The organism is Janthinobacterium sp. UMAB-60 (assembly GCF_900095235.1).
Taxonomy (GTDB): domain Bacteria; phylum Pseudomonadota; class Gammaproteobacteria; order Burkholderiales; family Burkholderiaceae_D; genus Janthinobacterium.
In genome coordinates this window covers 211172-229907 of record NZ_LT607485.1, presented here as the reverse complement: position 1 = coordinate 229907, position 18736 = coordinate 211172, and the positions used below count along the sequence as shown (strand labels likewise).

Below are 18736 nucleotides of genomic sequence, written 5' to 3'. Positions count from 1 at the left end.
AAGCCTTCACGTTTACCGATGCCGCTCCATGATGGTCGCTACCCCACCTCCGCCAGCCGTTCCGCTCCCCTTGCCGTCGCCGGTGCCGTCGCCCTGTGTCAGCCTGTGCAAGATGAACCGCAACAGCGGCTTGTGCGAAGGCTGCTTGCGCACGCTCGACGAGATCATCGCCTGGAGCAAGGCCGACGACGATTTCAAGCGCGCCGTGTGGGCCGAATTGCCAGGACGCGAATCTTTGCTCGATTTCGAGCCCGACTACTGAGGAAGCCCATGTCGCGATCGCCAGCGCTGTTCCCCGATGCCATGCAGGTGTTTGAACGCGGCTGGCTGTCGTCGAATAACATCCTGTTCCAGGGGAAGGATGACACGGCCCTGATCGACAGCGGCTATGTCACGCATGCGCCGCAAACCCTGGCCCTGCTGCGCCACAGCCTGGCCGGCCGACCGCTGGACCGCCTGTTCAACACCCATCTGCACTCCGACCATTGCGGCGGCAACGCGCTGCTGCAAGCCGCCTACGGCTGCCAGACGGCCATTCCGGTCTCGGAAGCGGACAAGGTGCGCAGCTGGGACGTGGACACCCTCAGCTTCCAGGCCACGGGCCAGCAATGCCCGCGCTTCGGCTTTGACGCCACCGTCTCGCCCGGCGACAGGTTGACCTTGGCCGACATGGCCTGGCAGGCGCTGGGCGCACCGGGCCACGACCCGCACTCGCTGATTTTTTACTGTGCCGACGAGGGCATCCTCATTTCCGCCGACGCCCTGTGGGAAAACGGCTTTGGCGTGATCTTCCCCGAACTCGATGGCGGCTCCGGCTTTCTGGAAGCGCGCGCCACCTTGGACCTGATCGCCAGCCTGGACGTGCGCGTCGTCATTCCCGGCCACGGGCGGCCGTTCCAGGACGCCGCCGGCGCCCTGCAGCGCGCGTATTCGCGCCTCGACTACCTGTCGTCGGACCCCGTGCGCAATGCGCAGAATGCGGTGAAAGTGCTGCTGAAATTTTTGCTGCTGGAACGCCAGCGTATCGCCCTGGCCGCCATACCGGCCCTGTTGCGCGGCATGCCCATCTTCGAAGAGGCCAACCGGCGCTTCCTGCGCCAGGAGGCGGCCGCGCTGGCCGAGTGGGCCGTGTCGCAGCTGGTGAGGGCTGCGGCGGCAAGAGTCGAGGGTGAGTACTTGCTCAACGAGGGCTGAAACGGACTTGCGATAAATTCAGCACGATCGTACTTTTTCTGCACTATAATCAACGTTCAGTGTGTCTTTCATCCCGATCAACTTTCCAGCGAGTCCGCCATGGCATTGCCTGTTGCGTTGCAAAACCTCTCCTTACCCGTTATCGCCTCGCCGATGTTCATCGCCAGCGGCCCGGCCCTCGTCGCGGCGCAGTGCAAGGCCGGCATCGTCGGTTCCTTCCCCGCGCTGAACGCGCGTCCGGCCGAATTGCTCGACACCTGGCTCACGGATTTGCAGGCCGAACTGGCCGCCTTCCAGGCCGCCAATCCCGATAAAAAAGTGGGACCGATCGCCGTCAACCAGATCGTGCACCAGTCGAACGACCGCCTGGCGCACGATGTGGAAGTGTGCGTGAAACACCGGATTCCCATCATCATTTCCTCGCTGCGCGCGCCGCCCAAGGAAATGCTCGACGCCATCCACAGCTATGGCGGCATCGTGCTGCACGATGTGATCTCGATCCGCCACGCGAAAAAGGCGCTGGAGGCGGGCGTCGACGGCTTGATCCTGGTGGCCAGCGGTGCTGGCGGCCATGCGGGCACCCTGTCGCCATTCGCGCTGGTGGGCGAAGTGCGCAAATTCTTCGACGGCCCGCTGGCGCTATCCGGTTCGATTGCCACGGGCGACGCCGTGCTGGCCGCGCAAGCCATGGGCGCGGACTTTGCCTACATCGGTTCGCGCTGGCTGGCGACCAAGGAATCGAACGTCAGCGACGGTTACCGCGATGCCATCGTCGATTCCAGCGCGGCGGACATCGTCTACACCAACCTGTTTACGGGCGTGCACGGCAATTACCTGAAAAAATCGATCGTCGCGGCCGGACTCGATCCGGAAGCCTTGCCCGAAGCGGACAAGAGTTCGATGAATTTTGGCTCCGGCAGCGCCAAGGCCTGGCGTGACATCTGGGGCGCGGGCCAGGGCGTGGGCTTGATGGATGACGTGCCGAGCGTGGAAGAGATGGTGGCGCGCCTGAAGGCCGAATACGATGCGGCGCGCGCGCGGTTGAAGCTGTAATGCTGGTGAGGGTGTCGGATTACGCGCTGCGCGCTAATCCGACCTACGCCACCGGGCACTGGTAGGTCGGATTAGCGCAGCGTAATCCGACAACCACTGTTACATCACTCCTGCTTCAAATCCTCGGGCTTGATGGCCCACAGCCCCGGCAAGTTGCGCCAGTAGCCGTACGCATCCATGCCGAAGCCGACGACGAAGCGGTTCGGGATCACCAGGCCGACGATGTCGGCCTGCACGGGCTTTTTCTTGCCGATGGCCTTGTCGGCAAACACGGCCAGGATGACTTCGGAGGCGCCCATGTCCAGCAAACGCTGCTTGACGTGCGCCAGGGTTTCGCCTTCGTCGAGAATATCGTCGAGCACGATGACGGTGCGGCCCGCTACGTTCGAGCGGGGGATGACTTTCCACACCACTTCGCCACCCTTGTCGTCGTCGCCGTAGCGGCTCACATGGATGTAGTCGAATTCGAGCGGGAAGCTCAGTTGCGGCAGCAGGTTGCCCGTAAACACGACGGCGCCGCCCATCACCCCCAGCACCAGCGGGAATTCCTTGGAATCCGCGGCGTTGAAGCGCGTGTTGAGCACATCGGCCATGCGCGTGATCGACGCCTGCACGGTATCTTGGTCGAACAGCAGTTCCGCGTTCTTGATCAGGTCACGGGCACGGTTGTGATGAAATTCTTGCATGGACTCTTGCATGGCGATGAATGGGGCTGATGGTCAATGCCGGTATTATCCCGCAAATCGGCCTTATTTGTAATCGCGCATGTCGTCAATGACCTTGCCATCCAGCGCCAGGCTGCCCACGGCCACCAGCACCACGTCGCCGCGCAGCTTGGTCAGTTCGCGGATCGAGCCGATGATGGCTTCCACGCCGCTGGCGTCCGTCGGATCGTCGACTTCGCAATGCAAAGCCATCTCGTCGTTGGCCATGCGCCCGGACACGACCAGCCGCGCCTTCCTGATTTGCGGATGGCGGCGCGCGATGTCATGCACCTGCGACGGATGCACGAACATGGCGCGCACCTTGGTGGTTTGATCGGCGCGCCCCATCCAGCCTTTGATGCGCGTATTCGTGCGGCCGCACGGCGAATCCGGCGCGTCCATCAGCACGGCCGATAAGTCTCCCGTGGCGAAGCGGATCAGCGGGTAGTCGGCATTGAAGACGGTGACGACGACTTCACCCACTTCGCCCGGCGCGACGGGAATGCCGCTGCCCGGATGGACGATTTCAAGCAGGACGTTTTCATCGACGACCATGCCCGGATTGAGCTTGCCATTGCTGGCCGTTTCATAGGCGATGCTGCCGATATCGGCCGAGGCGTAGGTCTGGAACACGTGCGGCACGCCGTTCTCTGCAAACCAGCTGCGCAGCGATTCGGGCAAGGCTTCCGCGCCCATCACGGCCTTGGTGACGCTGCTGATGTCGGCGCCCATTTCGCGCGCCTTCTCGATGATCAGTTTTAAAAATGACGGCGTGCCGATATACGTATCGGGCTTCAGGTCGACCATCGCCTGCACCTGCATTTCCGTCTGCCCGATGCCGGCCGGGATGACGGTGCAGCCGATGCGCGCGGCGCCCCCTTCGACCATGAATGCAGCCGGCGTGAAGTGATACGAAAAACAGTTCTGCAGCAAGCCGCCGGCGCGCACGCCGGCCGCATACATGGGCCGCGCGAAGCGCCACCAGTCGGGGCCGCGGCCTTCCGGATCGAAGATGGGACCGGGCGAGACGAACACGCGCGCCAGGGCGTTTTTCGGCGTCGTGTTCAAGCCGCCGAACGGCAGCGCGTCGTGCTGCAATTGCTTGAGGTCGGACTTGCGCGTCACGGGCAGCTGCGCCAGCGCGGCGCGGCTGGTGATGTCGGCCGCGTGGACGCCATCGAGAATGCGGGCCCAGCCCGGCGCCTTTTGCGCGCGCGCGATCAGCTGCGGCAGGCCGGCCATCAATTCGCGTTCGCGCGCTTCGGCGGTGCGCGTTTCCAGACTGTCGAGCGTATCGTTCATGTCAGTCATTCTCCAATTGTCAGTGCATGTTGATTCGCACGTCCGGCCATCAGGACCGCCGTGCGCGTTGCAGCCAAGGGTTTTGATGAATCAGGCCAGCCAGCGCTTGCGGCGGCGGTAGAACTTCATGTCGCGGAAGCTCTTGCGCCCGGCGCTGGACACGCCCAGGTAAAACTCCTTGACGTCTTCGTTGTTGGCCAGTTCCTGCGCTTGTCCTTCCATCACGACGCGGCCGTTTTCCAGGATGTAGCCGAAGTCGGCGTAGCGCAGCGCCACGTTGGTGTTCTGTTCGGCCAGCAGGAACGACACGTTTTCCTTGTGGTTCAGGTCCTTGACGATGCCGAAGATCTCTTCGACGATCTGCGGTGCGATGCCCATCGACGGTTCGTCCAGTAAAATCATCGACGGCTTGGCCATCAGCGCGCGGCCGATGGCGCACATCTGTTGCTCGCCGCCCGAGGTATAGCCGGCCTGGCTGCTGCGCCGCGTTTTCAGGCGCGGAAAGTAGTGGTAGACCTTTTCCAGCGCGTCTTTCAGCTCGCCGCGCGACAGGCTGCGCGTGTAGGCGCCCGTCAGGAGGTTTTCCTCGATGGTGAGATGGCCGAAACAGTGCCGGCCTTCCATCACTTGCGACAGGCCCCGCTTGACCAGCTCATTCGGCGTCAATTGATCCACGCGTTCGCCCTTGAACTGGACCTCTCCCTTGGTGACGTCGCCGCGTTCGCCGCGCAGCAGGGTCGAGATGGTTTTCAGGGTGGTCGACTTGCCGGCGCCGTTGGCTCCCAGCAGCGCCACGATCTTGCCCTGCGGGACTTGCAGCGACACGCCCTTCAGGACCAGGATCACGTGGTCGTAGATGACTTCGATATTGTTCACCGACAGGTAGGGCGGCGCGGTATCCGGTGTTTGCGTGGCAGTGGGTGTCATGGCTGCTTCGTTTTCATGTGATGTTGGTGCTTGTCGGATTACGCTGCGCTAATCCGACCTACGTGGATGCGGCGTAGCGGCGTAGGTCGGATTAGGCCGCAGGCCGTAATCCGACGCCACCCCGAGAGCCGCTTACTTCATGCACGCCGGCGTGATCTTTTTCTCTTCGGCGTACTTGCCCGACGATTCCTCGACGAGTTTACGCACCAGGGCCTTGTCGCCGACGATCCATTTCGGCGTGATGGCGATCCACTTCTTGCCATCCCACTGCTGCACCTTCACGGCGCCCGAACCTTCATGGTCGTCGCAGCTGGTCTTCACGGTGGGGAACATGCCCAGCGCGCCGACGGCCTTCTGGCGCGCGTCGTCGACGTTCAGGTTTTCCAGGCCCCAGCGCATCTGCTCGCCCGTGACAGGCTTGCCCTTGCCGAATTTTTCCTGCGCCACGCGGATCGCTTCCACCCACAGGATGCCGGCCGTCACGCCGCGCATGTGGTAGACGGAGCCGACGCGCGACTGGTCGGACAGGTTGCCCTTGCCGGACGCGTAGAGTTTCTTGCGGATGTCGTCGAGCACGGGGTAGTTGCCCGGCGTATTGAACGTCATCGCCGTGTAGCCCCTGGCCGCGTCGCCCGATGGAATCGTGTCTTCCTCGGAGCCGGCCCACCAGACGCCCAGCATTTTGTCGCGCGGGAAGCCGTTGCGCTGCGCCGTCTTGATGGCAACGGAGTTCATCACGCCCCAGCCCCACAGGATCACGTGGTCCGGCTTGGCCTGGCGGATTTGCAGCCATTGCGATTGCTGTTCGCTGCCTGGCGGCGCGACGGGAATTTTCACCAGTTCAAAGCCGTACTGTTTCGACAGCGCTTCGAGCACGGGCAGCGGCTCCTTGCCGAAGGCCGAATCGTGGTACAGGTGGACGATCTTTTTGCCTTTCAGCTTGTCCATGCCGCCATCCTTGTCGCCCAGGTACTTGATCATGGCGGCGGCCTGGCTCCAGTAGCTGGAGATCAGCGGATACACATACGGGAAGACCTTGCCGTTGGCGGCGTCCGAGCGGCCGTAGCCGATCATCGTCATGGGGATCTTGTCCTGCGCCACGCGGTCCAGAATGCCGTAGGCGACGCCGGTGGACAGGGTTTCGACCAGGGTGGCGCCGCCCTGCTTGGTTTTCAGGCGCTCATAGCATTCGACGCCGCGCGACGGGTTGTATTCGGTTTCGCATTCTTCCCAGCTGATCTTGACGCCATTGACGCCGCCGGCCTGGTTGACCAGGTTGAAGTAGTCGATGGCACCGCCGTAGAAACCGGAGCCGCCGGCCGCGTACGGGCCCACGCGGTAGGAGGGCAGGGCGATGTACTGTTCCTTGTCCTGCGCCTGGGCGCTGCCGGCCATGGTGAGTGCGGCACTGGCGATGGCGGCGGCCAGCATGAGCGATTTGATGTGTTTCATTGTGTGTCTCCTCTTGTTTTATTTGATTTCAAGTCAACCGACATCAGACTGCAAGGTACAAATTTCTAGTGCGGGAAAGGCCACAGGCGCAGTTTCTCTTTCGCGATCTGCCACAGTCTGGCCAGGCCGTGTGGTTCGACGATCAGGAAGAAGATGATCAGCGCGCCGAACACCATCAGTTCCAGGTTCGAGGCCACGCTGGTCGGCAATGCCAGGCCGTGCGCGATGGTGTTCAGGAAGACGGGCAGCAGCACGATGAAGGCCGCGCCCAGGAAGGAACCGAGAATGGAGCCGACGCCGCCGATGATGATCATGAACAGGATGCGGAAGGACAGGTCCAGGTTGTACGCTTCCGGCTCCACCGTGCCCAGGTAGGCATACGCATACAGGGCGCCAGCCACGCCGCAGTAGAACGAGCTGACGGCAAACGCCAGCAGCTTGGTGCGCATCAGTCTGAAACCGATCACTTCGGCCGCCATGTCCATGTCGCGTACGGCCATCCACGAGCGGCCCACGTTGGAGCGGATCATGTTCTTGGCCAGCAGCGCCATGCCGGCGACGATGGCCAGCACCAGCAGGTATTTGCTTTGCGGCGTATCGAACTGGTAGCCGAGGATGGTCATCTTCTGCACCGTGATCACGCCCGAGGAGCTGTAGTTGGTCAGGTACGGGATCTTGGTCAGGCACCAGACGACGAAGAACTGCGTCGCCAGGGTGGAGGCGGCCAGGTAAAAGCCGCGGATGCGCAGGGAGGGCAGACCGAAGGCGATGCCCACCATGGCCGCACACAGACCACCGAGGATGAACGACACCAGCAGCGGCAAGCCTGGCAGGCGGGCCATGAAGTTATACGAGGCAAAGGCGCCCACGGCCATGAAGGCGGCCGTACCCAGCGACAACTGGCCTGCGTAACCGGTCAATATGTTCAGACCCAGCGCTGCCAGCGCGAAGATCAGGAAGGGAATCAGGATCGCCGACAGCATGTAGGGCGAGGCAAAATACGGCAGCAGGAAGACGGCGACAAGGAGCGTGGCCGTCAGCGCCAGGCGGTCCTGGCGGATCGGGAAAATCTGGTTGTCAGCCTGGTAGCTGGTCTTGAATTGTCCTGCTTCACGGTAAATCATGGAGTGTCCTTTGCTGGCTGTTGGGGTGTTTGTCGGATTACGCCTTCGGCTAATCCGACCTACGATGCTCTTGGGGCCTTATATTCGCCGGATGATCTTCTCGCCGAACAGGCCTTCCGGGCGCACCAGCAGGAACAGCAGGGCCAGCACATACGGGAACCAGCCTTCGATGCCGCCGCCCACCATGGGGCCCAGGTAGACTTCGGCCAGCTTTTCCGAGGCGCCGATGATCAGGCCACCGACGATGGCGCCCGGCACGGAAGTAAAGCCGCCGAGTATCAGCACCGGCAAGGCTTTGAGGGCGATGAAGGTGAGGGCGAACTGCACCCCGTTGCGCGCGCCCCACAGCAAGCCCGCCACCATGGCCACCAGACCCGCCACGCCCCACACCACGGCCCAGATGCGCTGCAGCGGGATGCCCACCGCCAGCGCCGCCTGGTGATCGTCGGCGACGGCGCGCAGGGCGCGGCCCACCTTGGTTTTCGAGAACAGCAGGGCCAGGCAGATCACCAGCAGCGCGCAGATGCCGGCCGCCATCAGGTCGAACTGCGAGATGTTGATGTCGAAGCGGTCCATCAGGAACTGCATCGGTACGTCTTCGATGGGCAGGTCCAGCTTGTGCACTTGCGAGCCCCACATCAGCTGCGCCAGGCCTTCGATGAAAAAGCTCAGGCCGATGGTGGCCATGAACAGCGTGATTTCCGGCTGGTTGACGAGCGGGCGCAAGACCACCCGTTCAATCGCCATGCCCAGAGCTATCATGGTGAGCATCGTCAGCGGGATGGCCAGCCATAGCGACAGGCCGAACTTGTCCATGATGCCGACGCAGGTGAGGGCGGCGAAAAACACCATCGCTCCCTGCGCAAAATTGAACACGCCCGAGGCCTTGTAGATCAGCACAAAACCGATCGCCACCAGCGCGTACATGACGCCCGACAGCAGACCGCCGATCAGCACTTCAAAGAAAAAATTGATATTCATACGGTGTCCAATGCGTCTTAGTGGGCCACGCCGAGATAGGCGTTGATGACATCCTGGTTGCTGCGCACCTCGTCGGGCGTGCCGTCGCCGATCTTCTTGCCGTAGTCGAGTACCACCACGCGGTCGGAGATATCCATCACCACGCCCATGTCGTGCTCGATCAGCACGATCGTCGTGCCCAGCTGGTCGTTGACGTCGAGGATGAAGCGGCACATGTCCTGCTTTTCTTCCACGTTCATGCCGGCCATCGGTTCATCGAGCAGCAAAATTTCCGGTTCGGCCACCAGTGCGCGGCCCAGTTCCACGCGCTTTTGCAAGCCGTAGGGCAGGCGCCCCACGGGCGTCTTGCGGATGGCCTGGATTTCCAGGAAGTCGATGATCTCTTCGGCCTTCTTGCGGTGCTCGATTTCCTCGCGCCGCGCCGGACCCCAATACAGGGCTTGCAAGAGAAAATTCGACTTCATTTTGAGGTTGCGCCCCGTCATGATGTTGTCCAGCACCGTCATGCCCTTGAACAGGGCGATGTTCTGGAAGGTGCGCGCAATGCCGGACTTGGCGGCCGCGTAGCAATCCATGCCGCGCCGGTGCTCGCCCCGGTAAATGATCTCGCCCTGCTGCGGGCGGTAAACGCCATTGATCACGTTCAGCATCGAGCTCTTGCCGGCGCCGTTCGGGCCGATGATGGCGCGGATTTCATGCTGTTTGACGTCAAACGAGATGTCGGTCAGCGCTTTCACGCCGCCGAACGACAGCGAGATGTTCTTCAGGTCGAGGATCACGGGGCCGGTCTTGCGGGCCGTGCCGAAATGGGCGTCGGGTTCGTTCATTTGCATCGTGTTGTGCTCCATCATGCGGCCAGGCCCTGGGGCCGATACGTTTTGCTGTCCCAGATCTGCAGGTTGGCGCTGGTCGAACCGGTGCGGCCATCCTCGAATTTCACCTGGGTCTCGATGTATTGCGTCGCCTTGCCCTCATACAGGGCGGAAATGAGCACCGCATATTTTTCGGCGATGAATTTGCGACGTACCTTGCGCGTGCGCGTCAGTTCGTCGTCGTCCGGGTCGAGTTCCTTGTGCAGCACCAGGAAGCGGTGCACCTGCGTGCGGTCCATCAGCGGATCGGCCGCCAGTTCCGCGTTGACCTGCTCGATGCAGTCGCGGATCAAGCCGTAGGTTTCGGCGCGCGCCGCCAGGTCGGTGTAGCCGGCATACGCGATGCCGCGCCGCTCGGACCAGTTGCCCACCGCTTCGATATCGATATTGATGAAGGCGCACACCTGGTTGCGCGCATGGCCGAAGGCCACCACTTCCTTGATGAAGGGGAAGAACTTGAGCTTGTTTTCGATGTAGTTGGGCGCGAAGATGGCGCCGCACGTCAGCTTGCCGACATCGGCCGCGCGGTCGATGATTTTCAAGTGGCCTTCGCTGTCGAACACGCCCGCGTCTCCCGTATGAAAGTAGCCGTCGGCATCGATCACTTCGGCGGTGGCATCGGGACGCTTGAAGTAGCCGCTCATGGTGGCGGGCGACTTCACCAGCACTTCGCCATTGGCCGCCAGCTTGACTTCCACGCCCGGTGCGGGCAGGCCCACGCTGTCGAACTTGATATTGCCGTCCGGCTGCAGACATACATAGGCGCAGGTTTCGGTGGAGCCGTACAGCTGCTTGAGGTTGACGCCGATCGAGCGGTAGAAGCGGAACAGGTCGGGGCCGATGGCGGCGCCGGCCGTGTAGGCGACGCGCACGCGCGACAGTCCCAGCACGTTTTTCAGGGGACCGTAGACCAGCAGCTCGCCCAGCTTGTAGCGGAGGCGATCCGCCAGCGACACGGGCTTGCCATCGAGGATCTGCGCGCCGCAGCGCTTGGCCACGTCCATGAAATGGCTGAACATGCGGCGCTTGATGCTGCTCGCGTCTTCCATGCGTATCATCACGCTGGTGAGCATGTTTTCGAACACGCGCGGCGGCGCAAAGTAGCAAGTGGGGCCGATTTCGCGCATGTCGATCATCACCGTGTCGCCCGATTCGGGGCAGTTGACGGTGAAGCCGGCCACCATCGCCTGCGCCAGCGAAAACAGGCAGTCGCCGACCCACGCCATGGGCAGGTAGGAGAGGATATCTTCCTCGTCGGTGAGCTTGTCGAAGGCCACGCCGCCAACGCCGGCGGCCAGCAGCGCCGTATGGCTCTGGCACACGCCCTTCGGCTTGCCCGTGGTGCCCGAGGTGTACAGGATGACGGCCGAGTCGTGGCCGGCACCGGCTTCCACCGCTGCCTCATAAAAGCCCGGATGCTCGCGGTCGTAGGCCCGGCCCAGCACCTGCAGGGCGGCAAAGGACGTCAGCTCCGGCTGACGGTAATGGCGCATGCCGCGTTCATCGTCATACGCGATGTGGGCGACGTGCGGATACAGCGCTTTCAGTTCAAGCAGCTTGTCGACCTGCTCCTGGTCTTCGACGATGGCGTAGCGGATTTCCGCGTCCTGCAGCACGTAGGCCATGTCGGCGGCCGGCGCGTCCTGGTACAGAGGCACGGGCACGCCGCCCAGGCTTTGCGCTGCCAGCATGGCCCAGTACAGGCGGGGACGGTTGTCGCCGATGATGGCCAGGTTCATGCCGCGCTGGAAGCCGATGGCAGCCAGGCCGCAGGCCAGCGCGCGCACCTCGTCGTTGACCTGGGACCAGGTCCAGGTTTGCCAGATACCCAGGTGTTTTTCGCGAAAGGCGGGCTTGTCGGATCGTACTATCCCGTGTTGCAATAAGCGCCGTGGAAAAGTCGGCATCGTTGCTGTGGTAGTCGTTTGCACCAGTGTCTCCCTGTTGCTTGTCTCAGGCTCCACCTCGTTGGATGGCGCTCTGTGTTTTTATGTATCAGGCGTTTGTGCAATGATAGTAGCTTGCGTTAGTTTGCCGAGTTGTCTTTTCGGGGACATTTACCCACTTTTCGATGGTGCATCGCACAATGACCTACCCTGATATCACGCTGAAGGATGCCGTGCGCGCGGCCAACTGGGCGCAGCTGCTCGATCCCGTGCAAATGGCCCGCGTCGAGGCGGATGTGTTTGAAACCTTCGTGCCGAAAGGCGGCTTTGTCTGCCGCAAGGGCGAGCCGGTGGACAACTGGATCGGCGTCATCAGCGGCATGGTCAAGATGAATAATTTTTCCGCTTCCGGCAAGGCCATGACCTTCATCGGCGTGCCGCCCGGCAGCTGGTTTGGCGAAGGTTCGCTGCTGAAAAACGAAATCCGCAAATACGACACCATGGCGCTGCGCGACACGCGCGTGGCGCGCCTGCCCGGTGCCACCTTCCACTGGCTGCTGGAAACGAGTCTGCCATTCACGCGTTTCCTGCTGATGCAGCTCAATGAGCGCCTGGGCCAGTTCATCGGCATGGTGGAAAACGAGCGCCTGCTCGACCTGAACACGCGCGTAGCGCGCTGCCTGGCCTCGATGTTCAACTCGCATTTGTACCCGGGCGTGGAAACCTTGGTGCAGCTATCGCAGGAAGAGATCGGCCTGCTGTCGGGCTCTTCGCGCCAGCGCGCCAACCAGGCCTTGCAGGTGCTGGAAAAGAAGGGTTTATTGCGCCTCGATTACGGCGGCATCCGCGTGCTGGACCTGGAAGGCTTGCGCCGCTACGAGGCCGATGATGCCATCTGAGTCCACTCGCGCCGCGCCGCTGCGCGCACGCCTCGATGGCGGCTTTGTCGAGCATGTGCGTTTCACGGGGCCGCCGGTCGATTTTAAAGACTGGGCACCCGAAGAACTGGGCGCCATCTGGGGTGCGTTGCACCGCGCGGCGCGCTTCGGCCATGACGATCCTGCGCGGCGCGCACTGGCGATGGCGCTATTGGCACAAGCGAGCAGCGTGAACCTGGCACCGGCGCTGGCCGGCGACATGTTCCTCGACGCGCTGGACGCGGCCCGCGTGCACGACTGGGATTATGCAATTGGCTGTCTGGCTTGCCTGCGCGGCGCGCCACCGGAAGGCAGCGCGCAGCTGGCGCTGCGCATCCTCGATGAACCGAAGCACTGGGGCGAACAGCATTTTGCCGCCTGGCTGCTGGCGCAGCTGGCCGGTGGCGACGCCCCGGCCCAGTTCGGGCAGATGATGGACGAGCGCCATGCGCGCTACCCGATGCCCTTGACCTTGCAGGAACTCACCGTGCTGCCGCAGCTGGCGCAAGCGTCCCTGCTGGCGCTGGCCGGCTCGCGCTACAGCGGCCACTGGAACCGCGACAGCATCGGCGAGGCGGACCCCGCCGAAGTGCTGGCCGACGATGTGGCGTATGTCGATTTTGCGCGCACGATACTGGAACAGGCGGCGCGCCATATCGCCGCCATCCATGACGGCAGCGTGCCGTATGCGGCCGATGCCGCCTTTGCCACCGCAGACTCTGCGGTGCTGGCGCGTGCCGCGCGGGTGGCGTCCTATCGCGATGATGCGTGGTTCAGGCCCGCGATCACCGTCTTGCTGCCTTTGGTATCCGTTGCGCCCGGCGCGGCCAAGAGCGCGCCGTCGCAATCGCTGGCGATGGCGCTGGGCCATGCGGTGGAAACCATCCCCACGCCCGAAAGCCTGCTGGCCCTGCGCGAGGCGCTGGCGCAGGTACGCCATGCGGGCATCCGCAAGAAACTGGAACGCAATCTGAAACCGGCCGAACGGGCGCTGGCTGAACGGCCCGATATCGCCTGGAGGATCGGCATGCCGGGCCCCATGGGCAAGCGGCGCCAGGCCATGCTGGCGCGCCGCCTGGAAGCGGGCTACGCCAGCGAGGTGTGGTTTGGCCTGGACCAATGGCGCGCCCTGCGCGACGATGCCGATATCGACGCGGTGGCGCGCGCGCTGGTCTGGCGCACGGGCGATGGGCTGGCCTTTATGCTCGACGGGAAAGGCGCCATCGATGCGCAGGGGCAGCCAGTGGATTTGCCTGCGCAAGGCGAGATCGGCCTGTGGCACCCCTTGCATGGCAGCGGGGAGGAGCGCGCCGCCTGGCAAGCGCTGCTCGCGCAGCGGCGCCTGCGCCAGCCGCTGCGCCAGGTTTATCGCGAAATATATGCACCGCCCGGCGATGGCAGTGCCCCATTTGCTGGCTACCAGCTGTCGTTGCCCACCTTGCTGGGACTGGCGCGCCGCGAAGGCTGGCGCCTGGACTACGATGACGGCCTGTCGCGCCAGTTCGGCGCCTGGCGCGCATCGCTGCGCATCGAGGGACGCGTGTATCCGGGGGCGGGCGGCGCCTGCACGTCAAACGGCCTGGCGCCCGCGCAGATGATGCCGATGTCTCCGGTGGCGTATTCGGAAGCGTGCCGCGCGGTGGACCTGCTGGTCAGCGCCAGCGCCTTGGCGCTGGTGGAGGACGAGCAAAGCGTGGAGCGCGCACAGCGCCTGTTTTACCTGGCCAACCTGGCACCGGGGCCGATGGCGGGCATGCGGCGCGCCGTGCTGGAACAGGTATTCGCGGACCAGATCGAGGATGGCCGCATGGCGCTCGAAGCGCGCCACCTGATGGTGGGCCGGCATGCGATCCATCTGAGCACCGGCAGGGTCACGAAGGATGGCGCCGAGGCGGCGATCGAGGTGGCAGCGAAGGGGAACAAGCTGGGCGCCGTGCCGTGGCTTCCCTACGACGAGACGCTGCTGGAAAAAATCGCCGCCGCCGCCGGGGCGCTAATGGCGCTGCACCGAGTGCAGCCCGGCTGCTAATCGCGGTATCATAGACGCTTCCCGGCACCGCTCCATTTTCGCTCCCATGCAGACACCTGACCACCAATCCACTCCCGCCTCCCGTTTGTCGCAACTGCGCGGCGCCATGCGCGCGCAGCATATCGATGCCCTGATCGTGCCCTCGGCCGACCCGCACCTGTCCGAGTACCTGCCGGCCCGCTGGCAGGGTCGCGAATGGCTGTCCGGCTTTACGGGGTCGGTCGGCACTCTGGTCGTGACGCAGGATTTCGCCGGCGTGTGGACCGATGGCCGCTACTGGGAGCAGGCGGAAGACGAACTGGCCGGCAGCGGCATCGTCCTGAAGAAAATCCCGTCCGGCGCCAGCGTGCTGTATATCGACTGGCTGGGCGAGACCATGCGGCCGGGGCAGACGGTGGCCGTCGATGGCGCCGTGCTGGGCCTGGCCAATGCGCGCCTGCTGCAGCAGGCGCTCGGTGCACAAGTCACTCTGCGCACGGATACCGATGTGCTGCAAGCCGTCTGGCCAGAGCGTCCGGCCATGCCCGCCGCGCCTGTGGTGGAACACGCGGCGGCGTATCCGGGCCTGTCGCGCCAGGACAAACTGGCGGCCCTGCGCGCCAGCATGGCGACGCACGGCGCCAGCCACCACGTCATTTCCACCCTCGACGATATCGCGTATTTGTTCAACCTGCGCGGCGCGGACGTCAACTACAACCCCGTCTTCCTCGCGCATGCGCTGGTGGGGCCGGAGCGCGCCACCCTGTTCGTCGCCGACGGCAAGCTGCCCGCTATCCTGCGCGCTACCCTGGAGAGCGAAGGCGTGGACGTGGCCGCGTATGACCGTACTGCGGCCGCGCTGGCCGCGCTGCCGGCCGGCGCCACCCTGCTGCTGGACCCGCGCCGCATCACGTTCGGCACGCGCCAGGCCGTGGCCGACGGCGTGCGGGTGGTCGAAACCATCAATCCGACCACCCTGGCCAAGTCGCGCAAGACCGATAGCGAAGCGGCGCACGTGCGCGCCGCCATGGAGCAGGATGGCGCCGCCCTGTGCGAATTTTTCAGCTGGTTAGACAGCACCCTGGCCGATCCGCAGCGCGCGCCCCTGACGGAAATCGGCGTCGACGAACACCTGACGGCATGCCGCGCGCGCCGTGCGCATTTTGTCAGTCCCAGTTTTGGCACCATCGCCGGCTTCAACGCGCATGGCGCCATCATGCATTACCACGCCCATGCGGGTAGCGAGGCCACCATCGAAGGCGACGGCCTGCTGCTGATCGATTCGGGCGGCCAGTACCTGGGCGGCACCACGGATATCACGCGCGTCGTCCCCGTTGGCAGCATCACCGCCGAGCACAAGCGCGATTTCACCCTGGTCTTGCGCAGCATGATCGCCCTGTCGCGCGCGCAGTTCCCGCGCGGCGTGAAGTCGCCCATGCTGGACGCCATCGCCCGCGCACCGCTGTGGGCCGAGGGCATCGACTTTGGCCACGGCACGGGCCACGGCGTGGGTTTTTTCCTCAACGTCCATGAAGGGCCGCAATCGATTTCCCAGTCGGCCATGCCGGAGCCGCAGACAGCCATGGAGATCGGCATGATCACCTCCATCGAACCGGGCATTTATCGCCCTGGCCAGTGGGGTATCCGTATCGAGAATCTGGTATTGAACGTTCCCGCAGGGACGACGCAGTTCGGGGAATTCCTGCGCTTCGAGACATTGACCCTGTGCCCGATCGACACGCGCTGCGTCGAGCGCTCGCTGTTGCGCGACGATGAGGCGGCCTGGCTCAACGACTACCACGCCACCGTGCGCGCGCGTCTCGCGCCGCTGTTGGCTGCGCCGGCCGATGCGCCTGCGCTGGCGTGGCTGGAACAGCGCACGGGAGCCATCTGATGCGTTCGACCCGCGCCACGTCCGCCATCGAGCGGCTCAAGGAACGCACCGGCCACCGCCTCTACACGATGGCGCGCACGGGCGATGAACTGTTTTTCCTGACCGAAGGCCCGGGCTTGCCGCCCCTGTGCCCGCCGCTGGAACTCGATGCCTTTGTCGCCTTCGTGAATGGAATGGGACCGCAAAAGGCGCGCCGCGTCAGCAAACTCGACGTGGCGTTTGAAAAGCAGCTGACGAAAAAGCCCTAGATGCCGACCATCGACTTCCTGCGCGCCTATTGGTCGCCGGCCGAGCTGGCGACGAACGGCGTGATCCTGCTGAACCTGCTGGGCGCGTTGCTGCTGGGCTTGCTGGTGGGCTATGAGCGCTCGTATCACGGGCGCGCCGCCGGCATGCGCACGTATGGCCTGGTATGCATGGCGTCGGCCGCGCTGACGGTGCTGGGCGGCTATCCGGAGTTCTGGTATGGCGGCCATGGCGCCATCGTTGGCAGCGACCCCACGCGTATCATCCAGGGTATCGTCACGGGCGTGGGTTTCCTCGGCGCCGGCGTCATCATGCGCGAAGGCTTCAATATCAGCGGCTTGACGACGGCCGCCTCGATCTGGGCCTCGTCCGTGATCGGCATCATGGTCGGCATCGGCTTTTATCTGTCGGCCATGGGCCTGGCCTTCATGTGCGCGATGGCGATGATTTTTCTGTCAAAATTGGAGAACTGGCTGCCGTCGCGCCACGCAGTGGCCATCACCATGCGCTTCAAGCAAGGGTTTGTTCCGCGCGAAGATGCGCTGCGGCGCATGGCGGCCAAGCGCGGCTACGACATCGCCGGCGGCTCGCTGACCATCGGCAGCACGGACGGCATGCAGGAATGGCGCTTTGTCGCTATCGCGCATGGCAAGAACACCGGTGCCAGCCTGTCGGCCATGTCGGCCGAACTGGCCGCCTTCGACGGCATCGCCGGCTTCCAGCTATCGCACGCACGCAACTGAAAAGGATGGACATGGATGCACAGGCTCAAGACGTACTCGATTTCTGGTTCCTGCCGCCGGATAACCCTGACTACGGCCAGTCGCGCGTGGAATGGTTCCGCAAGGATGACGCCTTCGATGCGCACATACGCGCGCGTTTCGGCGCGCTGATCGATGCCGCCATCGAGGGCGGCTTGCGCGCGTGGGACGCGACGCCGCACGGCGCGCTGGCGCGCCTCATCGTGCTCGATCAGTTTACGCGCAATGTCTATCGGGGCACGCCGCGCGCCTTTGCCGGCGACGCCCAGGCGCTGGCGCTGGCCCTATCCATGACGCGGCAGGGGCTCGACCAGCAGCTGCCGCCGATGCTGCGCGCCTTCGCCTACCTGCCGTTCGAACATGCGGAAGACCTGGCCATGCAGGCGCGCGCCGTCGAGCTGTTCCAGCGGTTGTCGCAGGCGCAACCCGGTTTTGACGGCATGCTCGACTACGCCGAGCGCCACCAGGAAGTGATCGCCCGCTTCGGCCGCTTCCCGCACCGCAACGCCATCCTGGGCCGCGCTTCCACGCCGGAAGAGCTGGAATTCCTGCGCCAGCCGGGATCGGGTTTTTAGAACATCATCATCATGAACGTGACATTGAATATCATCGGCGCCGGCCATGTTGGCCGTGTGCTGGGCCGTCTGTTCGCCGGCGTGGACGGGATCGCGCTGCAGGACGTGCTGACGCGCTCGATGGCGTCGGCGCAGGCGGCCGTCGATTTCATCGGTGCCGGCACTCCCGTCGCCAGCTATGCGGCCTTGCGCCACGCCGACGTCACCCTGCTGGCCGTCTCCGACGACCAGATCGGCCCGGCCTGCGCGGCGCTGGTGGCCGAGGGACGCCAGGCCGGCGCCATCGTGTTTCACTGCAGCGGCGCGCTGGCCTCGAACGTGCTGCTGGCGGCCACGCAGGCCGGGGCTTTTGTCGCCAGCGCCCACCCGATCCGCAGCTTTGCCGACCCGCAGCAGGTGGCCGCCACCTTCGACGGCACGTTTTGTGGCGTCGAAGGCGATCCGCTGGCGCTGGTTTTCCTCACGCCGGCCTTGATCGCCATCGGCGCGCGCCCCGTGCCCATCGACCCGGCCGCCAAGACCCTGTATCACGCCGCTGCCGTGTTTGCCAGCAATTACCTGGTGACGGTGCTCGACGCCGCCTTGCGCGCCTACCAGGCGGCCGGCATTCCCGAGCCGGTGGCGCGCGAGCTGGCCCAGCCTTTGGTGACGGAAGCGGTGGCCAATGTGTTCCGCCTGGGCGCCGCACCCGCGCTCTCCGGGCCCATCGCACGCGGTGATTCGGCCACCGTGCAACGCCAGCAGCAGGCGGTGCAAAGCTGGGATGCCGCCACGGGCGAGTTGTACCGGGCGCTGGTGGCGCCCACGCAAGATCTGGCCAGGCGCAAGCGCGGGGGATGA

Annotated in this window: 18 protein-coding genes; 10 read left to right on the top strand and 8 right to left on the bottom strand. The window is 64.3% G+C overall.

From position 1 onward, the window contains the following. Positions 1-28 precede the first annotated feature (28 nt). The 3 genes from K0F86_RS09020 (at position 29) to K0F86_RS09010 (ending at position 2247) form a co-directional block, all read left to right on the top strand. Positions 29-262, top strand: coding sequence for a DUF1289 domain-containing protein (locus K0F86_RS09020; protein ID WP_070304433.1), 234 nt, complete (start codon positions 29-31; stop codon positions 260-262). Positions 263-270: 8 nt separating this feature from the next. Then, positions 271-1194 carry an MBL fold metallo-hydrolase gene (locus K0F86_RS09015; RefSeq protein ID WP_219134078.1) on the top strand — a complete coding sequence of 308 codons (924 nt, stop codon included), beginning with the start codon at positions 271-273 and terminating at the stop codon, positions 1192-1194. A 99-nt stretch (positions 1195-1293) separates the two neighbouring features. Then, positions 1294-2247: a nitronate monooxygenase family protein gene (locus K0F86_RS09010; RefSeq protein WP_219134077.1), complete on the top strand. Its 954-nt coding sequence runs from the start codon at positions 1294-1296 to the stop codon at positions 2245-2247. A 104-nt stretch (positions 2248-2351) separates the two neighbouring features. On the opposite strand, the gene K0F86_RS09005 is transcribed toward K0F86_RS09010, so the two are convergent. The 8 genes from K0F86_RS09005 to K0F86_RS08970 form a co-directional block, all read right to left on the bottom strand. Beyond that, entirely contained in the window at positions 2352-2933 is a 582-nt protein-coding gene (locus tag K0F86_RS09005; RefSeq protein WP_071079967.1) for a hypoxanthine-guanine phosphoribosyltransferase, read from the bottom strand. 63 nt (positions 2934-2996) lie between these two features. Next, positions 2997-4253 (bottom strand): phenylacetate--CoA ligase family protein, encoded by a 1257-nt coding sequence (locus K0F86_RS09000; protein ID WP_219134076.1) that lies wholly within the window; start codon positions 4251-4253, stop codon positions 2997-2999. 90 nt (positions 4254-4343) lie between these two features. Further along, a complete protein-coding gene (locus K0F86_RS08995) occupies positions 4344-5180 on the bottom strand; it encodes an ABC transporter ATP-binding protein (RefSeq protein ID WP_219134075.1) in 837 nt (278 codons plus the stop codon). Between the two features lie 132 nt (positions 5181-5312). Next, the gene (locus tag K0F86_RS08990) at positions 5313-6632 is read right to left on the bottom strand and encodes an ABC transporter substrate-binding protein (RefSeq protein WP_219134074.1); all 1320 of its coding nucleotides are present in this window, start codon (positions 6630-6632) and stop codon (positions 5313-5315) included. A gap of 65 nt (positions 6633-6697) precedes the next feature. Next, the gene (locus K0F86_RS08985) at positions 6698-7756 is read right to left on the bottom strand and encodes a branched-chain amino acid ABC transporter permease (protein WP_034752817.1); all 1059 of its coding nucleotides are present in this window, start codon (positions 7754-7756) and stop codon (positions 6698-6700) included. A gap of 78 nt (positions 7757-7834) precedes the next feature. Next, a complete protein-coding gene (locus K0F86_RS08980) occupies positions 7835-8731 on the bottom strand; it encodes a branched-chain amino acid ABC transporter permease (protein ID WP_219134235.1) in 897 nt (298 codons plus the stop codon). Between the two features lie 23 nt (positions 8732-8754). After that, complete coding sequence (locus K0F86_RS08975; RefSeq protein ID WP_029496076.1) at positions 8755-9570, bottom strand: ABC transporter ATP-binding protein; 816 nt, start codon at positions 9568-9570, stop codon at positions 8755-8757. A gap of 14 nt (positions 9571-9584) precedes the next feature. Then, positions 9585-11516 carry an AMP-binding protein gene (locus tag K0F86_RS08970; protein WP_219134072.1) on the bottom strand — a complete coding sequence of 644 codons (1932 nt, stop codon included), beginning with the start codon at positions 11514-11516 and terminating at the stop codon, positions 9585-9587. 179 nt (positions 11517-11695) lie between these two features. Between K0F86_RS08970 and K0F86_RS08965 the strand changes: the two genes are divergently transcribed. Genes K0F86_RS08965 through K0F86_RS08935 form a run of 7 tightly spaced genes read left to right on the top strand, consistent with a single transcriptional unit; the run spans position 11696 to position 18736 of the window. Continuing rightward, positions 11696-12394 (top strand): Crp/Fnr family transcriptional regulator, encoded by a 699-nt coding sequence (locus K0F86_RS08965; protein WP_219134071.1) that lies wholly within the window; start codon positions 11696-11698, stop codon positions 12392-12394. Continuing rightward, positions 12381-14441, top strand: a complete 2061-nt coding sequence (locus tag K0F86_RS08960; protein WP_219134070.1) for a DUF4132 domain-containing protein — start codon at positions 12381-12383, stop codon at positions 14439-14441. Before K0F86_RS08965 ends, K0F86_RS08960 begins: the two co-directional genes overlap by 14 nt. Positions 14442-14487: 46 nt before the next feature. Then, positions 14488-16314, top strand: a complete 1827-nt coding sequence (locus K0F86_RS08955) for an aminopeptidase P family protein (RefSeq protein ID WP_219134069.1) — start codon at positions 14488-14490, stop codon at positions 16312-16314. Next, on the top strand, positions 16314-16562 hold the full coding sequence (locus K0F86_RS08950; protein ID WP_219134068.1) for a hypothetical protein: 249 nt from the start codon (positions 16314-16316) through the stop codon (positions 16560-16562). The genes K0F86_RS08955 and K0F86_RS08950 overlap by 1 nt, the downstream gene beginning before the upstream one ends. Beyond that, complete coding sequence (locus K0F86_RS08945) at positions 16563-17303, top strand: MgtC/SapB family protein (protein ID WP_219134067.1); 741 nt, start codon at positions 16563-16565, stop codon at positions 17301-17303. It begins immediately after the preceding gene. 5 nt (positions 17304-17308) lie between these two features. Then, positions 17309-17896 carry a DUF924 family protein gene (locus K0F86_RS08940; protein WP_219134066.1) on the top strand — a complete coding sequence of 196 codons (588 nt, stop codon included), beginning with the start codon at positions 17309-17311 and terminating at the stop codon, positions 17894-17896. 12 nt (positions 17897-17908) lie between these two features. Then, a complete protein-coding gene (locus K0F86_RS08935; protein ID WP_219134065.1) occupies positions 17909-18736 on the top strand; it encodes a Rossmann-like and DUF2520 domain-containing protein in 828 nt (275 codons plus the stop codon).

Bases quoted from the DNA above. Each gene is read 5' to 3' on its own strand.
- K0F86_RS09020 (WP_070304433.1), top strand. From the start codon at position 29: ATGATGGTCGCTACCCCACCTCCGCCAGCCGTTCCGCTCCCCTTGCCG.
- K0F86_RS09015 (WP_219134078.1), top strand. From the start codon at position 271: ATGTCGCGATCGCCAGCGCTGTTCCCCGATGCCATGCAGGTGTTTGAA.
- K0F86_RS09010 (WP_219134077.1), top strand. From the start codon at position 1,294: ATGGCATTGCCTGTTGCGTTGCAAAACCTCTCCTTACCCGTTATCGCC.
- K0F86_RS09005 (WP_071079967.1), bottom strand. From the start codon at position 2,933: ATGCAAGAATTTCATCACAACCGTGCCCGTGACCTGATCAAGAACGCG.
- K0F86_RS09000 (WP_219134076.1), bottom strand. From the start codon at position 4,253: ATGAACGATACGCTCGACAGTCTGGAAACGCGCACCGCCGAAGCGCGC.
- K0F86_RS08995 (WP_219134075.1), bottom strand. From the start codon at position 5,180: ATGACACCCACTGCCACGCAAACACCGGATACCGCGCCGCCCTACCTG.
- K0F86_RS08990 (WP_219134074.1), bottom strand. From the start codon at position 6,632: ATGAAACACATCAAATCGCTCATGCTGGCCGCCGCCATCGCCAGTGCC.
- K0F86_RS08985 (WP_034752817.1), bottom strand. From the start codon at position 7,756: ATGATTTACCGTGAAGCAGGACAATTCAAGACCAGCTACCAGGCTGAC.
- K0F86_RS08975 (WP_029496076.1), bottom strand. From the start codon at position 9,570: ATGCAAATGAACGAACCCGACGCCCATTTCGGCACGGCCCGCAAGACC.
- K0F86_RS08970 (WP_219134072.1), bottom strand. From the start codon at position 11,516: ATGCCGACTTTTCCACGGCGCTTATTGCAACACGGGATAGTACGATCC.
- K0F86_RS08965 (WP_219134071.1), top strand. From the start codon at position 11,696: ATGACCTACCCTGATATCACGCTGAAGGATGCCGTGCGCGCGGCCAAC.
- K0F86_RS08960 (WP_219134070.1), top strand. From the start codon at position 12,381: ATGATGCCATCTGAGTCCACTCGCGCCGCGCCGCTGCGCGCACGCCTC.
- K0F86_RS08955 (WP_219134069.1), top strand. From the start codon at position 14,488: ATGCAGACACCTGACCACCAATCCACTCCCGCCTCCCGTTTGTCGCAA.
- K0F86_RS08950 (WP_219134068.1), top strand. From the start codon at position 16,314: ATGCGTTCGACCCGCGCCACGTCCGCCATCGAGCGGCTCAAGGAACGC.
- K0F86_RS08945 (WP_219134067.1), top strand. From the start codon at position 16,563: ATGCCGACCATCGACTTCCTGCGCGCCTATTGGTCGCCGGCCGAGCTG.
- K0F86_RS08940 (WP_219134066.1), top strand. From the start codon at position 17,309: ATGGACATGGATGCACAGGCTCAAGACGTACTCGATTTCTGGTTCCTG.
- K0F86_RS08935 (WP_219134065.1), top strand. From the start codon at position 17,909: ATGAACGTGACATTGAATATCATCGGCGCCGGCCATGTTGGCCGTGTG.